Source organism: Caballeronia sp. dw_19, from assembly GCF_018449515.1.
GTDB lineage: Bacteria > Pseudomonadota > Gammaproteobacteria > Burkholderiales > Burkholderiaceae > Caballeronia.
Genome location: NZ_JAAVUQ010000010.1, coordinates 144,182 through 163,043, shown reverse-complemented (window position 1 = coordinate 163,043; position 18,862 = coordinate 144,182). Strand labels below are relative to the sequence as shown.

The window sequence follows — 18,862 nt, the reverse complement described above, 5'->3', positions numbered from 1 at the left end:
CGCTCAAGCGCGGCTCAGTGACTTGCCACCTTGGCGGGCATGCAACTGGTCGCGGCGGCGCCCACCGCGCAATTGGCAACGGCCGCAGCTGCGGCGCTGGCCATTGCGCAGGGATTGGCGGGCGTCGAGGCATCCAGCTCCTGAATGCCCTTCGATCCGCCTTGCAGCGACTTTTCAGCCAATGTGTCGAGCGGCGTGGTCCTGTAACAGACGGCGCGCACGAGCATGGGCAGATTGACGCCGGCGAGCACGCGGACGCTGTTGCTTGCCAAACTTTGCGCGATATTCGCAGGCGTCGCGCCGAACACGTCCGTGAGGACGATCGCACCGTTTTCTTCCTTCAGACGGTCGATTTCGGAACGCGCAAACGCTCGGACTTCAACGGGGTCGCAATCCGGCTTCACATCGATCACACCAATGCGTGCGGGCAAACCGCCATAAATGTGGGTAATGCACTCACGTAACGCCGAAGCGAACGGAGCGTGCGCAATAATTAGAATGCCAGCCATGTCAGAGTGTGCTGCCCCAAAACGACGAGATGCGTCGGAAATTGTGGGAACTTGCTGTTATATATGCCAATTGCGTGCTGAAAAATTGCGAAACATTGCAAAACGCGACTGCAACATCGATCCGGGTACAGAAACGTCAACAAGCGCCAATACCTAAGCTTAGTCGGATTTCGCACGCTATGCGCAGCGTTATGCGCTGCAGCAAGTTTCCACTTTCAATTTCGGGGCCGGATCGCGCCACGAAACGAATCTCATGAGCGGGAGATTGTAACAGTCTGGGAGAAATCAACGGTTGGGCGGCCTTCTTCGATAGCCACCTCTAATTTCTCGCTGCGCGCTCGTCACTAAACTTATCGTCAAGCTTCTTGCTAAGCTGCGGCCGCGCGTTCCAGTGCATCGATAAACATGCCGGCTACATCGAAACCTGTCTGGTCCATGATTTCACGGAAGCACGTCGGACTGGTCACGTTCACTTCGGTCAGGTAGTCACCAATGGCATCGAGTCCGACCAGCAGCAAGCCCCGTGCGAACAGCGTCTGTCCGAGCGTTTCCGCAATCTTGCGATCGTTTTCCGTGAGCGGTTGTGCGCGACCCAATCCGCCCGCGGCCAAGTTGCCGCGGACTTCGTTGCCCTGTGGAATCCGGGCAAGTGAATACGGCACGGGTTGCCCACCGATCAGCAGGATGCGTTTGTCGCCATCGACAATTTGCGGGATGAACTTTTGGGCCATGACGCTACGCGCGCCGTTGTCGCTGAGCATTTCCACGATCGTGCCGAGGTTCATTCCGTCAGCCTTCACGCGAAACACGCCCATGCCCCCCATGCCGTCGAGCGGCTTGAGGATCACGTCACCGTGCTCGGCGTGGAAGGCGCGCAGACGCGCGGCATCGCGGGTAACCAGCGTCGGTACGACAAATTGCGGCCATTCGCCGATCGCCAGCTTTTCCGAGTGATCGCGGATCGCGCTCGGCTTGTTGAAGATGCGTGCGCCGGTGCGCTCGGCCAACTCCAAAAGCCACGTTGACGTTACATATTCCATGTCGAATGGCGGGTCTTTGCGCATCAGGACAGCGCCGAAATGCTTGAGGTCGAGCACTTCCGGCGTGGCGGCCTCGTACCATTGCGAGCGCGCGGAATCCGCTTCGTCGCCGACGATTGTCACGCGCTCCACCGTCCCTTCTACCCTGCCGCCGACCCAGGCCAGATGCTGCGGCTCGCATGCGTAGATCGTGTGTCCACGACGCGCGGCTTCGGCCATCATCGCGTAGGTCGTGTCTTTGTAGATCTTGAAGTGATCGAGCGGATCGGCGATAAAAAGGATGTCCATAAGCGTCCAGAGCGGCCGTTCGGCCTTGGTTTATTCAATAGGTTCAATAGGCGGCGGCAAACAGCGCCCTGCAATACGCGATTTTTAACACGTCGCGCGGGTTCGCGCCTGAAGTGCAAAACGGCCGCAACTTCGTGCGGCCGTCGTGATGGGGTGAAGCTTAGACCTGAATGGCTTCCGGATCGGTTTTTTCCAGTTCCACCGATGCCGCGAGCAACCCCAGCCGCGCCACCACGCCATACATATAAAAGCGGTTCGGCGGCGCGGCGCCGGGCTTCGCATGGGCGTCGGGCAAGGCCGTATGCTCGAAGCCGAGCGGCACGAAATGCATGCCCGGTGCGTTGAGGTTCTGGTCGCGGTCACGAGAATCGTGCACACGATAAAACCCGCCCACCACATACCGGTCGATCATATAGACCACCGGCTCGGCGACTGCATTTTCCACGCGCTCGAACGTGTGCACGCCCTCCTGCACGATCACGTCGTGGACTTCGAGGCCCTCCTTCGCGTCGTTCATCTTCACGCGTTCGCGTTTCGTCAGCGCGGCGACTTCCGACGCGTCGTGCACCGTCATGACGCCTTTGCCGTAGGTGCCGGCATCGGCTTTGATCACGACATACGGCTTCTCGCTGATTCCATACTCCCGATACTTCTTCGCAATCTTCTTCAACACGCCATCGATTGCATCCGCCAGCGCTTCCTCGCCGGTACGCGCCTCGTAATCCACGCCTTCCACGTGCGCGAAATACGGGTTGATCATCCACGGATCGATCTCGACGAGCTTCGAAAACTTCTTCGCGACGTCGTCATAACAGGCGAAGTGATTCGACTTGCGGCGCACGGCCCAGCCCGCATGCAACGGCGGCAGCAGATATTGCTCGTGCAGGTTTTCCAGCACGGGCGGAATGCCACCGGACAGGTCATTGTTCAGCAGGATCGAGCAGGGATCGAAGTTTTTCAGGCCCAGCCGGCGCGGCGTGCGTTCGAGCGGTTCGAGGACAATCTTCTGTCCGTCGGCGAGCGCGATGGTGACCGGTCCATGAATATTCTCGTCGAGCGTGCCGAAGCGAATGTTCAGCCCGGCCTGACGCATGATGGTCGCGAGCCGCGCAACGTTCTCGAGATAAAACGCGTTACGCGTATGGCGCTCGGGGATCACGAGCAGGTTCTTCGCGTCGGGGCAGATCTTTTCGATCGACGCCATCGCGGCCTGCACGGCGAGCGGCAACACTTCCACCGGCAGGTTGTTGAAGCCGCCGGGGAACAGGTTGGTATCGACGGGAGCGAGCTTGAAACCGGCGTTGCGCAGGTCGACCGAACAATAGAACGGTGGGGTGTGTTCTTGCCACTCCAGCCGAAACCAGCGTTCGATGGACGGCGTCGCGTCGAGTATCTTCCGCTCGAGATCGAGCAAAGGGCCGTTTAAAGCCGTAACGAGGTGCGGAACCATTGATGACTCGCGGACTTAAGAGGAAAGATTGTAGAACAAACGCCTCACGTATTTGGGTATGAACTGCCTTTTCCCAAGCCTATTCGCACGGTTCGTGCCGGTGTTTGCATCAATCCCGCCAGCCAGAAACCATTACCTCGCACAAAAGCGGGACAAAAACCGGGACAAAAACGAAGGCAAAAAAATGCCCGCCACTAAGTGGGCGGGCAAAATCGCTGCGCTTGTCTCGGAGCCTTACTGCTATTGCTTGCGCTCGATCAGGGGATGACGCCGCAGCCTCTCGCGCCGGGCATCACCTCCATCGAAAAAACTTCTTATTCGACGTGTTCGCCATGCAGCGAGACGTCGAGGCCTTCACGTTCCTCTTCTTCTGTGACACGCAGACCCATGACCATGTCGATAACCTTCAACAGGATGTAGCTGACCACGCCGCTGTAGACCAGCGTGGTGAGTACGCCCTTGGCTTGCAGCAGGATGCTGCCGTCCGCGCCGCCAATGTCCTTGACCGCGAAGATGCCGGTCAGGAGCGCGCCGAGAATACCGCCTACGCCGTGGACGCCGAACGCGTCGAGCGAATCGTCGTAGCCGAGCTTCGTCTTGAGCCACGTTGCCGACCAGAAGCAGACCACGCCAGCCGCAATACCGATCACGATTGCGCCAGTCACGCCGACAAAACCCGAAGCCGGCGTAATCGCCACGAGACCTGCCACCGCGCCCGAGATAATGCCGAGCACCGAAGGCTTACCCTTGGCCAGCCATTCGGCGAACATCCAGCCGAACGCGGCAAATGCGGTAGCGATTTGCGTGGTGAGCATTGCGAAACCGGCACGGCCGTCAGCCGCCACTGCCGAACCCGCGTTGAAGCCGAACCAGCCGACCCACAACATGGAAGCACCGATCAGCGAAAGCACGAGGTTGTGCGGCGCCATGACTTCGCGGCCGTAACCGACCCGCTTGCCGAGCACCAGACAGCACACCAGACCTGCGATACCGGCGTTGATGTGAACCACCGTGCCGCCTGCGAAGTCGAGGATGCCAGCCGCCGACAGCCAGCCCGTCGGTTCCCAGACCATGTGCGCGATCGGCGAGTAGACGATGATCGTCCACAGCCCCATGAATACCAGCATGGCGGAGAACTTCATCCGGTCAGCGAACGCGCCGGCGATCAGCGCCGGCGTGATGATCGCGAACGTCATCTGGTAGACGAAGTAGACCGATTCCGGAATCGTCGGAGCCAGATGGCTGACGGTCAGGGTGGTCGCCTTGTCGCCGTGGATGTAGTTCATGCCGTGCAGGAACACCCGCGAGAAACCGCCGATGAACGCGTTACCCGGTGTGAACGCAAGGCTGTAGCCGACCACGGTCCAGAGGATCGTGACCAGGCAGCAGATCGCGAAGCTCTGCATCACGGTCGCGAGCACGTTCTTCTTGCGGACCATGCCCGCATAGAACAGCGCCAGGCCCGGGATCGTCATGAACAGCACGAGGGCGGTGGAGGTCAGCATCCAGGCGGTATCGCCGGAATTGATCTTCGATGAATCAACAGAGAACGGTGCCGTCGGCGCAGCCGGTGCGGCGTCGGATGCGCCGGAAGCCGGAGCGGCCGCCGATGCTGCGTCAGCGCCCGAAGCCGGGGCCGTATCGGCGCTGACTGGGGAGGCTGTATCCGGTGCGCTTGCGGGTGCCGCTGCGGTCGTGTCTGAAGCCGCGGCGGATGCAGCCGCTGGCGCGGATGCATCCTGCGCCATCACGGTGCCGACGCTCACTCCCAAGAGCGACCCCGCCATCAACAAGGACATCAATAATTTACGCATTCTTCTGTTTCCTCTTATCGCCGTGTCTTTTTTTAGAGAGCGTCCGCGCCGGTTTCACCGGTGCGAATGCGAATGACTTGTTCAATCGGGGTGACGAAGATCTTGCCGTCGCCGATCTTGCCCGTGCGAGCCGCGCGCTCGACCGCCTCGATCGCCTGGTCGACGATGTCGTCGGAAACCGCCGCTTCGATCTTCACTTTCGGCAGGAAATCGACCACGTATTCGGCGCCGCGATACAGCTCCGTGTGGCCCTTCTGGCGGCCGAAGCCTTTTACCTCGGTCACGGTGATGCCCGAGACGCCAATAGCCGATAGCGCTTCGCGTGCTTCGTCGAGCTTGAACGGCTTGATGATTGCGGTAATAAGCTTCATGTATCCCTCGCTGTGTGTCGAACAGAGTTGGCGCGTGAGCGCTTTAATCTGGTCCGATGCCTGATCCCCGTTGCCTCATGTCCGTCGCGAGTGGTGTCTGATGCGCCACGCCGCATTGCCGACCGCCCGGAAAAGCGCGCACGGACAAGGCCCGGGCCACATATGCAACTCGTATGCCATGCGCGTGTCCTTGCCCTGTCAAACCGGCTCGAAGGGCATGCAATGCGCGGGCGTAGACCGGATGGCCAGCAACGCTTGCGTTCGCTGGCGCGCACCGTGGATCGTTGCTAGAGTGCTCGCAAGGTCCAGCAAGCAGGTGTGTTCCAAAGCGCGGCATCGTGTTGCGCGGAGGGGTCGGGGTTCTTCTGGTGCGCCAGAGTACGCACCAAATTGGATCATCCGGTTTGCCGGAGCACTGAGCTAACAATGAATGCACTTATATGGTGCGCAAGAGGAAAACCGCATGAAACAACCGAATGACATGTTCAATGACTTCCAGGCCAAGATGAGCGAGCTGCTCAAGAATTCGCCGGCAAAGGACATTGAAAAGAATATGAAAGCCATGCTGTCCCAGGGTTTTTCGAAGCTGGACCTGGTGACGCGTGAAGAATTCGATACCCAAACGCAAGTGCTCGTGCGTACGCGCGCCCGGCTCGAGGAACTGGAACAACGCGTCGCGCAGCTGGAAGCGAAGCTGGGCGGCGGACCGTCGTCCAGTTCGTCCAGTGTCCAGGACTGAAGTCCAGATGTTCTAAAGCGTGTCATCGGCTAAGCGAGCCGTGATGTTGGATCATTAAGCCGGCGCCTTGAATTAGCGAGGCAACGGCAGCGGGGAAAAAATCATGTCGCTTGCCGTGGTGCGCAGCCGCGCGCCCGCCCCTGGGCGTGCGCCCGAGGTGACCGTCGAGGTTCATCTCGCCAATGGATTACCTTCGTTTTCAATCGTCGGCTTGCCCGATCTCGAAGTTCGTGAAAGCCGCGAGCGGGTGCGCGCAGCACTCCAGAATTGCGGTTTCGATTTCCCCGTCCGCCGCATCACCGTCAATCTCGCTCCCGCCGACCTGCCAAAGGAATCCGGCCGCTTCGACCTGCCGATTGCTTTGGGCATTCTTGCGGCGAGTGGCCAGATTCCGGCCGATGCGCTGCTGCATCGCGAGTTCGCCGGGGAATTGTCGTTGACCGGTGCACTGCGCCCGATGCGCGGCGCGTTCGCCATGGCCTGTGGCGCTGCGCGTCAATATGCGCGCGCCGGGTCGGCGCTCGAAGGCGCGTCCATCCGCGAGTCCGATTCCCGCATGCCCGAAATCTATCTGCCCCTGGGGAGTGCGGCCGAAGCGGCGCTGGTACCGGGTATCGATGTATTCGGGGCCGCCGATCTGCCCGCTTTGTGTGCACACCTGAGTGGTTCCGTCGATGGCCGTCTTACACCTATCCGCGGTGCGGCGCCAGATTCCCCGCTGCGCAGGCGCGCGCCGTTGCCCGATCTCGTCGATGTGATCGGCCATCCCGGCGCACGCCGCGCGCTCGAGGTTGCGGCTGCGGGTGGACATCATCTGCTGATGGTCGGACCGCCCGGCGCCGGCAAGTCAATGCTCGCCGCCCGGCTACCCAGCCTTCTTCCGCCCATGACCGACGACGAAGCGTTGTCCTCGGCGGCCATTCTGTCCGCCAGCATGCTCGGATTTTCGCCCTCGCAATGGCGCCAGCGACCGTTTCGTGCGCCGCATCATTCGTCGAGTTCGGTTGCGCTGGTAGGTGGGCGCAATCCGCCGCAACCCGGCGAGATCACGCTGGCGCATCTCGGCGTGCTGTTCCTCGACGAACTGCCCGAATTCGACCGGAAGGTGCTCGAGACGCTACGCGAACCGCTGGAGGCTGGCCGCATCACTATTTCACGCGCCGCGCATCAGGCCGATTTTCCGGCGGCATGTCAATTGGTCGCAGCCATGAATCCCTGCCCGTGCGGCTGGCGCGGCGATCCGAACGGCCGCTGCCGATGCACGCCCGACGTCGCTACGCGGTATCTGCGCAAGTTGTCGGGGCCGCTGCTCGATCGCATCGATATCCAGATCGAATTGCCCGCGTTGTCGCCGGCGGAATTGTCGGGGAGGAGTGCATCCGTTGGCGAGACCAGCGCGGTCGTTGCACGGCGTGTCGCCGACGCGCGCGACCGGCAACTCGAACGGCAAGGAAAGACGAATCGCGAGCTGGACGGACGCGAAGTGGACGCTGTCTGCCCGCTCGATGCCACCGGCGAAGCCTTGCTTCGCGAGGCCGGCGAACGTTTCGGCTGGTCGGCACGGGCGTATTACCGCGTTCTGAAAGTGGCGCGCACGATCGCCGATCTCGCGGCGGCCGATTCACCGACCGCGACTCACCTCGCCGAAGCAATTCAGTATCGACGGGCATTTGCGACCGCATAAACCACCACGTCGGAACTGCCGCCCGCAAAAAAGAAAAATCGGCTGTCAAGACTTGACTTATGCACATTGCATCGTTCTTTGTTTCTCTAACATCTGATCAAACACCTATTTTGTCAATGATCGTCAGGCCTTTGATTTTATTAACTATTTTTGACTGCACTGAATCAAGGCAAAGTAAGGAAAGCCGCGTCGGACGGGCACTTGGCGAGGGCGCGGCGATGTTTTCCACAAAGTTATCCACAGCCTCTGTGGATAGTTGAAAAAACTGAGATAAATCCTAGTTTTAGCTGTAAATGCTTGTGCGACTTCTCAGATACGAAACGTTTGCTGCGCGTCGTTCAATTTGAGAAATATTGACGAACGAATGGACGCGATTCGGGGCAAATACTTAAAAAAGTTTGAACGAGGAAAAAAATTGATCGATTTGATCGGCCGGCGGCGCCTTGGTTGAGACGATTGCGATTTGGTAAGCGTGCGTCCCTTTGGCGATGAAACGGGCCCGGATCTGACGCGTTTCGCTCTTCTGGCCGTTGGCGCTCGCCTCGCTCGCGTAACTCGTCCCGCTGACGGTGATTTCCGCCCCGGGCAAACGTCCGCCTGCCGCCACTTCGATATCCACAGGATGCGCAGCGGGCGCGGTATTGAGGTTGCGCGCCAATCCTTGCTGAAGAAAATCGAGCGCAGCGCGCTGGGTCGCGGGGTCGGCGTTGGGCAAATCAACCGTACCGACGGCGAATACCGCGTCGCCCGCCTCGGCCATCTGCATCTTCATGTGCATCGGCTTGCCGGCGACGTCGATATCACGGGCGTCGGAACGCGGCTTGGCTGGAAAGGTAACTTCGTACGCGTCGTCGTTGTTCTGGATCGTGCGCCAGTCATAGGCCGGCGTGCAGGCCAGCAGCGCGGCGGCGGTGACCAGGAGCGTGGTGGTCGAAGCGGCCGACTTGAACAGCGTGCGCGGGGAAGACACTACGGCATGAAACACAGCGCGTTTCAAGGCGCGGGAGAAAGATCGGATCATGAGAAAAGCTGGGGGAAAAGCATGATTATCCGCTGCCGGTGCTGAAACCGTTGACGGTGACCAAGACGGCGGCAGTCACACTGGGCAGTGCCCTGCCTTGCAAAAGGCTCACAGCAAGCCGCACGCAGAACGCTTTTTCAAGATTGGGGCTAAAATGCCCTGCATCCAGGCAAGCTGGCATTGCTGCGCGTTGTTGCAAATCAGTCGAGTACGAACCAGATACGAACCGAGCACGCTCGAGGTTTCCATGTCAGAAAATTCACAGGTTTCACCCGGGCGCAGCAAGAGCCCGCTGCGCTATATCTTGATGGCAGTTGTCGCCGGCGTGATTGCGTGCACCGGCTACTTTGCGTTCGGCGGCCAGCAACGCGTTCCGGACGCCACGTTCACGCTGTTGTCGGGTCAGAAGATTTCGACATCGACGGATCTGAAGGGCAAGGTCTACCTGATCAACTTCTGGGCGACCGACTGCGAAACCTGCATGAAAGAGATGCCGGCGATGGTCGACACATACAACCGCTTCAAGGGCCGCGGCCTGGAATTCGTCGCGGTGGCGATGAAATACGACGCGCCAATGTACGTGACCAACTACGCGCAGACGCGCAACCTGCCGTTCAAGGTTGCAATGGACGACGGCAGCGCGGCGAAGCAGTTCGGCAACGTGCAATTGACGCCGACTACGTTTGTCGTGGATAAGGACGGCAAGATCTTGAAGCGTTACGTGGGTGAGCCGACGTTCGCGGAACTCGATGCGCTTCTCGACAAAGCGCTGAACGCAGCCTGAAACCGGTTCGGCTTGACGCATTACCCCAGGCACAAGCAAAACGCCCGCCGATTCATCGGCGGGCGTTTTGCTTTTTAAGGCGTGGAAAATACGCAGAAGATCACATGCGGCCTACCGATCGACTTCGCCCTTCGCCGCCAGCCCATAGCGCTTGATCTTCTCGTAGAGCGTGGCCTTGCCCAGTTGCAGCCGATCGGCCGCCGCGGCCACCACACCGCCGCACTGCTCCAGCGCCTCCCCGATCACCGCGCGTTCGAACTGCTCCGTACGCTCCTTGAGCGATTGCGTGGCGGCATCGAGCGGGACGCCGGTTTCATCGATGATACCCAGCACCATTCGGTCCGCCGCGTTGCGCAGTTCGCGCACATTGCCCGGCCAGTCGCGCTGCATCAGCTCGGCTCGCTGGCGATCGTTGAGCAAAGGCGCGGGACGCTCGTATCGCACGGCGGCATCGAGCAAAAAGTGTTCGAACAACGGCACTACGTCTTCACGGCGTTCGGCGAGCGGTGGCAGCGTGATCGTCACCACGTTTAGCCGGTACATCAGGTCGCGCCGGAACGTACCTGCCGCGACGTGCTCCGCCATATCGCCCTTCACGGCCGCGATCACGCGGCAATTCGCACGAATCGGCTGATTCGAGCCCAGCCGCTCCAGCACGCCGTCCTGCAGCACGCGAAGCAATTTGACCTGCAACGCGAGCGGCATGCTTTCGATTTCATCGAGGAACAGCGTGCCGCCCGACGCATGTTCAAGCTTGCCGATACGGCGTTTCTGCGCGCCGGTAAACGCGCCGGCTTCGTAGCCGAACATCTCCGACTCGAACATCTGCTCGGGCAATGCGCCGCAATTCACCGCGATAAACGGTTTGTCCCGGCGCGGCGACAAGTCGTGCAGGCTACGCGCAATCAGTTCCTTGCCGGCGCCGGTGTCGCCGTTGATCAGAACGGAGGCGTCAGTGGGCGCAACGTTGGCAATCAGTTTGCGCACCTGTTCAATAGCGGGGCTGCGTCCGATGATCCTTGGCGCTACGCTGCTCTGCCCGGCAAGTTCACGCCGCAGCGCGCGATTCTCCAGCACGAGTGTGCGGCGTTCCAGCGCGCGGCGAACCGCCTCAATCAAACGCTCCGACGCGAAGGGTTTTTCGATGAAATCGTAGGCGCCGTCGCGCATGGCCTGGACGGCCATCGAGATATCGCCGTGGCCTGTCACGAGGATCACCGGCACTTCGGGCGCCCGCTCGTGGCATTGAGCCAGAAGGTCGAGACCGCTCGCACCCGGCAGACGGATGTCGCTCACGATCACGCCCGGGAAACTGGCATCGATCAGGCGCGATGCGCCCTCCACACTGCCGAATGCGGTTACCTCGAAGCCCGCGAGCTGGAGGCTTTGCACGCTTGCACGGCGCACCAGTTCATCGTCTTCGATGAAAATCACCTGAACGCCTGTGGTCATGGGTTTCTACTCCTACGGGGTATTGCTTTGTGTTGCCGCTTTCAGCGCGAGCGACGGCGTGTCATCGCATTTTCTCAGCATGTGGCGCGTGCTACTACAGCCTGCTTTTCACGCCCGATGCAGCGTAATCACGAATTCTGCCCCGTGCGAGCGATCCGCGTCGGCCTGCGTGCCGCCCTCGGGCCCATCCACTTCCATCTGCGGGACGAGGTTGCGTGCGACCAATGTGCCGCCGTAATCCCGCGCTATAGCCGATGAAATCGCCAACCCCAGGCCCAATCCGTGACCCATTTCCTTCGTCGTGAAAAACGGCTCGAAAAGACGCGGCAGGACATCCGCTGGAATGCCCGGCCCGTTGTCGCGCACCAGAATGTCGACCGTTGTTTCGTACCTCACCAACTCGATCTCGATACGAGGAACATCGCACGCGGCCACCGCGTCCAGCGCGTTGCCAATCAGGTTGATCAGGATTTGCTCAAGCCGCAAATCCTCGCAGCGCACATAGAGCGGCGGGCTGGAATCGGCGCGTTCGTTGGCATCGAAGGCGAGCACCACGTTCTTCATGCGCGGCTGCAACATGGCGAGCACGTTGCGCAATGCGCGGCCAACATCGGTACGCGCGTTTTTCGGACGGGCCTTCGCCACGAACAACTTCAACTGATTCGTGATCTTTCCCATGCGCTCGGTCAGCGCGGCAATCGCCTCGAGATTCTCATGGGCCGCCACGTGATCGCCGCGCTCGATGAGCACGCGGGTGTTGTCGGAGAAACTGCGCAACGCGGCAAGCGGCTGGTTCAGTTCATGCGTGATGCCCGCCGCCATCTGACCGAGCGCGGCCAGTTTGCTCGCCTGGATCAGCTCGTCGTGCGCGGCGCGCAAGTCCTGTTCGGCCCGCGTGCGCTCGCCGACCTCCTTGGTCAACAACGCGTTCGCCTCCGATAAATCCACCGTTCGCTCCGCGACGCGTTCGTTCAGCTCGGCATAAGCCGTCTGCAGCAGCGCGCGGCTGCGGATCATTTCCCGCACGCGCACACGCCGCATGCGCCAGTAGAACGCGAGCAAACATAGCGATACGAACACGAGCGCCGTCACAATCGTCGCGCTCCACGCGGCATCGACCGCCGGATCGAGAGACACCATCGTGATCAAGTGCCAGTCGGGCTCGCCCAATGCGCGCTGCGTGGCGAGAAAACTCGGCGCGTCGCGCCCGCCTCCCACGCGCACGATTTGCGCGCCGCCTTCGAGCGTGCGCACGACGGTCATCGGCAGCGCGGTGATCGGATGCTGCGCGTACTGCCGTGCCGAATACACCGACGCTTCAATGTCCTTCGGCAACGGCCGCAGCGTGTGATATTTCCATGCCGGCACGGAAGACAGGAAGATCACGCCGTGATCGTCGGTAACGAGCAGCGGCTCGGAGGCATCGGCGCCTTGCAGCCATTCCAGGTTCAGCTTGACCACCGCCACGCCGATAATGTCCCGCGTGCCCTCTTTGAATACCGGCTGCGAGATGAAATAACCGGGCTCGCGCGAGATCGTGCCGAGTCCGAAAAAGCGGCCGGTGCCGCCTTTGACTGCATCGACGAAATACGGCCGGAACAGGTATTCCGCGCCCACGAAACTATCCGGTCCATTCCAGTTGCTCGCCGCCACGCAGCGCCCGTTCGACTGGATGATGTAGGTCGCCGTGGCGCGCGCGTGCGTGTTCAGGTCGGCGAGATAACGGTCCGCGCGTGCGGCGAAGCTTGGGTTCGGATCGGCGAGAACCTCCTGCACGAACGGGTGGCGCGAAAGCAGATAAGGCAGATATTCGTAACGGTCGAGCGTGCTTTTCAGCTCGGCCGTCGTACGGTCTACACGCGCCGCCGCGTTTTGACGCAACGTGTCGAGCCCGCGTTGCCACGCGATGCTCCACGTGAGCGCGCACACGCCGGCCAGCGCCGCGAGGAGAAGCAGGAAAACGACCAAACGCCGGGTCACGTGAACGGGCTCCAGACGATGGGGAACCCCGATTGTGGCACGCGCCGCTTCGAACGCGGTTTCCGCCGATGCCTTCGTGCCCTGCTCCGTGCCCTGCTCCGTAAACGCATGCGGCGAAGCATCCGCCGCCGAATGCTTCGCCGCTTTCATTGCTGTTGATTCCCTTTCGCGTGGATGTCGACTAAGCAGCGAACTCGGATGAGCCGCCGCTTCGCCTGATCAGGACACGGTTTCGGCTTCGGTATCCACCGCGCCGTGCTTGAGCTGATCGCGCAGCTTGTTGCGGTCCAGTTCCTTTTCCCACGCCGACACAACCACCGTCGCCACGCCGTTACCCACGATGTTCGTCAACGCGCGGCACTCGCTCATGAAGCGGTCGATGCCAAGAATCAGCACCATGCCCGACAGCGGAATGGTCGGCACGACAGCGAGCGTTGCAGCCAGCGTGATGAACCCTGCGCCGGTCACGCCGCTTGCGCCCTTCGAGGTCAGCATGGTCACCGCGAGCAGCGTCAGTTGCTGCGTCCACGTCAGGTCCGTGTTCGTGGCCTGGGCGATGAACAGGACGGCCATCGTCATGTAGATGTTGGTGCCATCGAGGTTGAACGAATAACCGGTCGGCACGACAAGGCCCACCACCGAGCGCGAGCAGCCGAGCTTTTCGAGCTTGAGCATCAATTGCGGCAACGCGGCTTCCGATGAACTCGTGCCCAGCACGATCAGCATTTCTTCCTTGATGTACGCGACGAACCGGAAGATGTTGAAGCCCACCAGCCGCGCAATCGCGCCGAGTACGACGACCACGAAGACGATCGACGTCAGATAGAACGTGCCGATCAGCTTGAGCATGGGGATCAGCGAGCCGATGCCGTACTTGCCGATGGTGAACGCCATTGCGCCGAACGCGCCGATCGGGGCCAGCTTCGTGATGATGCGCACGATGCCGAACAGGATGTGCGACAAGCCTTCGATAAAGCTCGTCACCACGCGGCCTTTCTCACCTGCAGTAGCCAGCACGGCACCGAACAACAGCGCGACCAGCAGGATCTGCAGGATTTCGCCTTGCGCGAATGCGGACGAGATCGTGTCCGGAATGATGTGCATCAGGAAATCGGTGGTCGTCTGGCCGTGCGCCTTCGCGGCGTACGAAGCGACCGCCTTGGCGTCCAGCGTAGCCGGATCGATATTGAAGCCAACACCGGGTTTCAGCAGGTGCGTCGCGGCCAGGCCGAGCACAAGTGCGAACGTCGAGACGATTTCGAAGTAGAGCAACGCCTTGCCGCCTACGCGCCCGACCTTCTTCATGTCTTCCATGCCGGCGATACCGGTCACGACCGTACAGAAGATGATTGGGCCGATCACCATCTTGATGAGCTTGATGAACCCATCGCCGAGCGGTTTCATCTCGGTGGCGAGCGCAGGATAAAAATGCCCGAGCGCAATGCCGATGGCAATAGCCAGCAGCACCTGCACATACAGGACTTTATAAAAAGGTTTCTTCACGGTTGTCACAATTGTTCCGGGCATGGTCGGCGAAAAAGCAAAGGGGTGAGACAAAAACGCGCCGGCGCTAGGCTGCGGCGATGCGCGTCTGGCGTCGGCAAAATCAGGTAAAGCTGAATGGGATGGGTTGCATCGAATCGTCTCCCTGTCTTTTTTATGGCCTGTCTGGCCACCCTTCATATTGCAAGGTCGATGCCAGTTTTTGACCCGCGTTCAGCGTTGATTTTTAAGGATTTTTTGTTGACGCGAAGCAGTGAAAATCTGCGTTTCCGGAATTCGGGAATTAGACCGTCCGACCATCCGGACGGCATTCGGGTTATCCCTGAGACGCTTTATCTACGGGCTTTCCCGAGGTTTTGGGGGCTTTGGAAGAGGGTTCGGCGAGGTCACGCGTTCCGGGCAATTGGAGCGGTGTCAAAACGAAAAAAACCCACGTTTCCGTGGGTTTTTTTCGTACTGGTCAAGCCAGAGGAAAACTTACATCGCGCCGACCAGACCCGCGTCGTGAGCCTGCTGATCCGCGTGGTAGCTCGAACGGACCATCGCGCCGACGGCCGCGTGCGTGAAGCCCATCTTGTACGCTTCTTCCTCGTACATCTTGAACGTATCCGGATGAACGTACGAACGCACCGGAAGATGATGTTCGGAAGGCTGCAAATACTGGCCGATAGTCAGCATATCGACGTTGTGCTCACGCAGGTCGCGCATGACTTGAAGAATTTCTTCTTCCGTTTCGCCCAGGCCGACCATCAGGCCGGATTTGGTCGCCACTTCCGGATGCAGCGCCTTGAAGTCCTTCAACAGTTTCAACGAGTGCGCGTAATCCGAACCCGGACGCGCTTCCTTGTACAGACGCGGCACCGTTTCAAGATTGTGGTTCATCACGTCGGGCGGCGCGGCGGTCAGAATGCCGATTGCGCGGTCCAGTCGGCCACGAAAATCCGGCGTCAAAATTTCGATGCGCGTCATCGGCGAATGCTCGCGCACCTGCCGGATACATTCCACGAAGTGCGCTGCGCCGCCGTCGCGCAGGTCATCGCGATCAACGCTCGTGATCACGACATACTTCAACTTCAACGCGCCGATAGTGCGTGCGAGGTTCAGCGGTTCGTCGGCATCGAGGGGATCGGGGCGGCCGTGGCCCACGTCGCAGAACGGGCAACGACGCGTGCATTTATCGCCCATGATCATGAAGGTCGCCGTGCCCTTGCCAAAACATTCGCCAATGTTCGGGCAGCTCGCTTCTTCGCAGACCGTATGGAGATTGTGTTCGCGCAGGATCTGCTTGATTTCGGTGAATCGTGAATTGCCCGTCGCGGCCTTCACGCGAATCCATTCCGGCTTTTTCAGCCTTTCGATCGGGATGATCTTGATCGGGATGCGCGCCGTTTTCGCCTGCGCTTTTTGTTTGGCGGTGGCGTCGTAGGGCGCCGCAGCGGGGGTCGAAGTAGCGGTGCTGCCAGCCAGATTTCCGGTTACGTCAGTCATTCGGTCGGTCCATTCAGACGGCCACGCCGTTCTGCGGTTGGGCGGCGGTCGCGCTGTGGCCGCCAATATGGTGAGTGAGGTTTTCTGCCAGCGTTTGAGCCACGTCGTTCCATTCTGCCTCCACGCCGAGTGTTGCCATGTCGACGGTTTCGAGGCCGGCGTAGCCACACGGGTTGATCGCGAGGAACGGTTGCAAGTCCATTTTCACGTTGAGGCTCACACCGTGATAACTGCAGCCGTTGCGAATTTTCAGCCCCAGCGCTGCGATCTTTGCGCCTGCATGGGCGAGCTGCGACGGCGTTGGCGCGACGTAAATGCCCGGCGCGCGTTCCTTGCGTTCCGTTGCGAGATTATACGATGCAAGCGTTTCGATCACGCCCGCCTCGATTCGTTGTACAAGTTCGCGGACCATGAGTTTGCGGCGGCGCAGATCGAGCAGCAGGTACGCGACGACTTGTCCGGGCCCGTGATAGGTGATCTGGCCGCCACGATCGACTTTGACGAGCGGAATGTCACTGTCGGGGTTGAGCAGATGCGCGGGATCGCCGGCCAGTCCCAGCGTGAAAACGGGTGGATGTTCGACGAGCCAGATTTCATCGGCGGTCTCGGGCGTGCGCGTATCCGTGAAGGCGCGCATGGCGTCGAAGCTTTGTGTGTAGGACTCAAGGCCACGCCAGCGGAAAATGACCGACGGGGTCAAGGCGCTATGGACGGAGTGGTCTATTGACGCTGAGTGGGGAGTTATTACCGGCTGGGCGGACATAGTCCCGTTAGTTTACCGAAGTTCGGTTGCTCGCGTCGGCGGACGGTTTTTGAGGTGCCTTTTGACGTGTCTTTTGCAGCAGTCCCGAATTGCCGGCGGTGCCCGATTGTTGGTTTCAGGCTTAGCGGTCTAGATGTGAACCAACGCCGACCGCCAACCACGTACTGTATCGCCCACTCGCGCCGGCAAACCCCTCAGGTCCACCGACGCGAGCACAACCAACCAAACCGCAGCGACCCGAGTGCGAACGAAAAACCCTCTTAAACCGTCCTCCATCCCGACCGGAACCGCCCGGCAAGCTTCTCAAAACCGCGTGCCAGCCATCCAATCGCCCGCTGATCTGGCCGCGGCGCCAACGTGAACACCACCTGCGCCGTACGCCCTTTTTCTGTACTCAGCCACAACCGTTCACGCTCACGCAGCTTCAGGCAATCGCCTGGTACAAGCCAGTAATCTTCCGTATCGTTACTGCGCGTAGCCCACACTGGCGCACCCTGAACGACCAACCGAACGCTGCGGCCGATCTTCATCGGAACGGTTTCACCATCGCCTATCTCAAACGTGATGCTTGTGGATATTTCTCGCATGACAGCCTCCGCCAAAAATCGTGTTCATGGCTATAAGATAGGCTCAGCATACGTTTCAGCAAAACGAGCAATTTTCTTCGGTTTGTGAGATAAATTCACATATGCAACTCGAGTGAACGCCCGTGGACCTCCGACAACTCCCCGCCCTAAACGCGTTGCGCGCCTTCGAAGCCGCCGCGCGTCACGAAAGCTTTTCACGCGCCGCCGACGAACTGTTCGTCACCCACGGCGCCGTCAGCCACCAGATTCGCGCGCTCGAAGCCGATCTAGGCGTCACGCTATTCGCTCGCGACGGCAAACGCGTACGCCTCTCCGACATTGGCCGCCAATACGCCACCGAGGTCCGTGCCACGCTCTCCGCCCTCGCCGAAGCCACGCGCCGCCTGCGATCAGGAGAACGGGACCGGCGGCTGGTGGTATCTATGTTGTCGTCGTTTTCAGCGCGCTGGGTGACGCCGCGGATCGGCGGGTTTATCGAGGAACATCCGGAAATCAACCTGGAACTGCTCTCGACCAACACGCTGACCGATTTCACTCGCGACGACGTGGACGTCGCCATCCGTTTCAGCAGCTTGGGCAAATATGCCGGATTGCACGCGGAAGAATTGCTCGATGAAGTGTTTTTCCCGGCGTGTTCGCCGAACTTTAACGGCGGCAAGCTGCCGCGCACACCCGCCGACATGGCCGACGTGCCGCTGCTGCGCTCGCACGACGAGCTCTGGAAGCCGTGGTTCGATGCAGCCGGGCTCGTGGACTTTCCTGAGCCAAAGCGCGGGGTTTTATACGAGGATTCGTCGAATTTGCTGCAGGCGGCCATTCAAGGCCAGGGAATTGCGCTCGTGCGCCGGTCGCTTGCCATGCATGAAATCGTGGCGGGCCGGCTCGTGCGGTTGTTCAATGTAGACGGGCCGAGCCCGTGGAATTACTACTTCGTGTGCCCGCCCGCGTTGCTGGGAACGCAACGCGTGCAGGTTTTTCGCACTTGGCTCTTCGATGAAATCGCACGCTTCAAGCAGCTCTACGAGTGCACGCCGGCCGCCTGCGATGCACCCATGCCGCCGTCACTGCCGGCCGCGCCCGAACTCAGGCTCAAAGTACCACTTTGACCATCGGGTGACCGGTCAGCGCACGATAGATATCGTCGAGATGCGCGCGGCTTTGCGCCCGCACGGTAATAGTCAGACCGGTGTATTTACCGCCCGAGGACGGACGCACTTCAATACGCTCGATGTCAAACTGGTCGTCAAATTCGCGGATTACAGTCACGACGGCATCGCGGAATTCCGGATGCGTCGCGCCCATCACCTTGATCGGAAAATCGCAGGGGAAATCGAACAGGGCGTCGATATCGGGTGAGCTCATGGTGTTCTCCATCACAGGACGCCCGGT

At 60.4% G+C, this 18,862-nt stretch carries 17 protein-coding genes; 4 read left to right on the top strand and 13 right to left on the bottom strand.

What is annotated here, in order from left to right; all coding sequences use genetic code 11:
- Window positions 1–14: 14 nt before the first annotated feature.
- The 5 genes from HB376_RS16520 to HB376_RS16500 form a co-directional block, all read right to left on the bottom strand.
- On the bottom strand, window positions 15–509 hold the full coding sequence (locus HB376_RS16520; RefSeq protein ID WP_213764737.1) for a PTS sugar transporter subunit IIB: 495 nt from the start codon (window positions 507–509) through the stop codon (window positions 15–17).
- A 368-nt stretch (window positions 510–877) separates the two neighbouring features.
- The gene (gene gshB / locus HB376_RS16515) at window positions 878–1,837 is read right to left on the bottom strand and encodes a glutathione synthase (protein WP_213764736.1); all 960 of its coding nucleotides are present in this window, start codon (window positions 1,835–1,837) and stop codon (window positions 878–880) included.
- Window positions 1,838–1,997: 160 nt separating this feature from the next.
- Window positions 1,998–3,287, bottom strand: a complete 1,290-nt coding sequence (gene gshA / locus HB376_RS16510; RefSeq protein WP_213764735.1) for a glutamate--cysteine ligase — start codon at window positions 3,285–3,287, stop codon at window positions 1,998–2,000.
- Window positions 3,288–3,601: 314 nt separating this feature from the next.
- Entirely contained in the window at window positions 3,602–5,101 is a 1,500-nt protein-coding gene (locus HB376_RS16505) for an ammonium transporter (RefSeq protein ID WP_213764734.1), read from the bottom strand.
- 32 nt (window positions 5,102–5,133) lie between these two features.
- On the bottom strand, window positions 5,134–5,472 hold the full coding sequence (locus tag HB376_RS16500) for a P-II family nitrogen regulator (protein ID WP_031364354.1): 339 nt from the start codon (window positions 5,470–5,472) through the stop codon (window positions 5,134–5,136).
- Between the two features lie 463 nt (window positions 5,473–5,935).
- Here HB376_RS16500 and HB376_RS16495 point away from each other — a divergent pair, with 463 nt between their 5' ends.
- Window positions 5,936–6,211, top strand: coding sequence for an accessory factor UbiK family protein (locus tag HB376_RS16495; RefSeq protein ID WP_213764733.1), 276 nt, complete (start codon window positions 5,936–5,938; stop codon window positions 6,209–6,211).
- Window positions 6,212–6,314: 103 nt separating this feature from the next.
- Window positions 6,315–7,895 carry a YifB family Mg chelatase-like AAA ATPase gene (locus HB376_RS16490; protein ID WP_213764732.1) on the top strand — a complete coding sequence of 527 codons (1,581 nt, stop codon included), beginning with the start codon at window positions 6,315–6,317 and terminating at the stop codon, window positions 7,893–7,895.
- Window positions 7,896–8,283: 388 nt separating this feature from the next.
- Here HB376_RS16490 and HB376_RS16485 read toward each other — a convergent pair whose 3' ends face one another.
- On the bottom strand, window positions 8,284–8,916 hold the full coding sequence (locus HB376_RS16485) for a hypothetical protein (protein WP_255631383.1): 633 nt from the start codon (window positions 8,914–8,916) through the stop codon (window positions 8,284–8,286).
- 247 nt (window positions 8,917–9,163) lie between these two features.
- Here HB376_RS16485 and HB376_RS16480 point away from each other — a divergent pair, with 247 nt between their 5' ends.
- The gene (locus tag HB376_RS16480; protein WP_158937127.1) at window positions 9,164–9,700 is read left to right on the top strand and encodes a TlpA disulfide reductase family protein; all 537 of its coding nucleotides are present in this window, start codon (window positions 9,164–9,166) and stop codon (window positions 9,698–9,700) included.
- Between the two features lie 111 nt (window positions 9,701–9,811).
- Here the strand turns inward: HB376_RS16480 and HB376_RS16475 are convergent, their stop codons facing one another.
- From HB376_RS16475 to HB376_RS16450, 6 genes are all read right to left on the bottom strand, one after another.
- On the bottom strand, window positions 9,812–11,152 hold the full coding sequence (locus HB376_RS16475; protein WP_213764731.1) for a sigma-54 dependent transcriptional regulator: 1,341 nt from the start codon (window positions 11,150–11,152) through the stop codon (window positions 9,812–9,814).
- 108 nt (window positions 11,153–11,260) lie between these two features.
- Entirely contained in the window at window positions 11,261–13,282 is a 2,022-nt protein-coding gene (locus tag HB376_RS16470; protein WP_213764730.1) for an ATP-binding protein, read from the bottom strand.
- A gap of 69 nt (window positions 13,283–13,351) precedes the next feature.
- On the bottom strand, window positions 13,352–14,635 hold the full coding sequence (locus HB376_RS16465) for a C4-dicarboxylate transporter DctA (RefSeq protein WP_213764729.1): 1,284 nt from the start codon (window positions 14,633–14,635) through the stop codon (window positions 13,352–13,354).
- A 477-nt stretch (window positions 14,636–15,112) separates the two neighbouring features.
- Window positions 15,113–16,123 (bottom strand): lipoyl synthase, encoded by a 1,011-nt coding sequence (gene lipA / locus HB376_RS16460; RefSeq protein ID WP_213764728.1) that lies wholly within the window; start codon window positions 16,121–16,123, stop codon window positions 15,113–15,115.
- Between the two features lie 13 nt (window positions 16,124–16,136).
- Complete coding sequence (gene lipB / locus HB376_RS16455; protein ID WP_213764727.1) at window positions 16,137–16,886, bottom strand: lipoyl(octanoyl) transferase LipB; 750 nt, start codon at window positions 16,884–16,886, stop codon at window positions 16,137–16,139.
- A 260-nt stretch (window positions 16,887–17,146) separates the two neighbouring features.
- Window positions 17,147–17,473, bottom strand: coding sequence for a DUF2917 domain-containing protein (locus HB376_RS16450; RefSeq protein WP_213764726.1), 327 nt, complete (start codon window positions 17,471–17,473; stop codon window positions 17,147–17,149).
- Window positions 17,474–17,595: 122 nt separating this feature from the next.
- Here HB376_RS16450 and HB376_RS16445 point away from each other — a divergent pair, with 122 nt between their 5' ends.
- On the top strand, window positions 17,596–18,579 hold the full coding sequence (locus HB376_RS16445) for a transcriptional regulator GcvA (RefSeq protein ID WP_213764725.1): 984 nt from the start codon (window positions 17,596–17,598) through the stop codon (window positions 18,577–18,579).
- On the opposite strand, the gene HB376_RS16440 is transcribed toward HB376_RS16445, so the two are convergent.
- Complete coding sequence (locus HB376_RS16440; protein ID WP_213764724.1) at window positions 18,563–18,835, bottom strand: DUF493 family protein; 273 nt, start codon at window positions 18,833–18,835, stop codon at window positions 18,563–18,565. The two genes, HB376_RS16445 and HB376_RS16440, sit on opposite strands and share 17 nt — an antisense overlap.
- Between the last annotated feature and the right edge of the window lie 27 nt (window positions 18,836–18,862).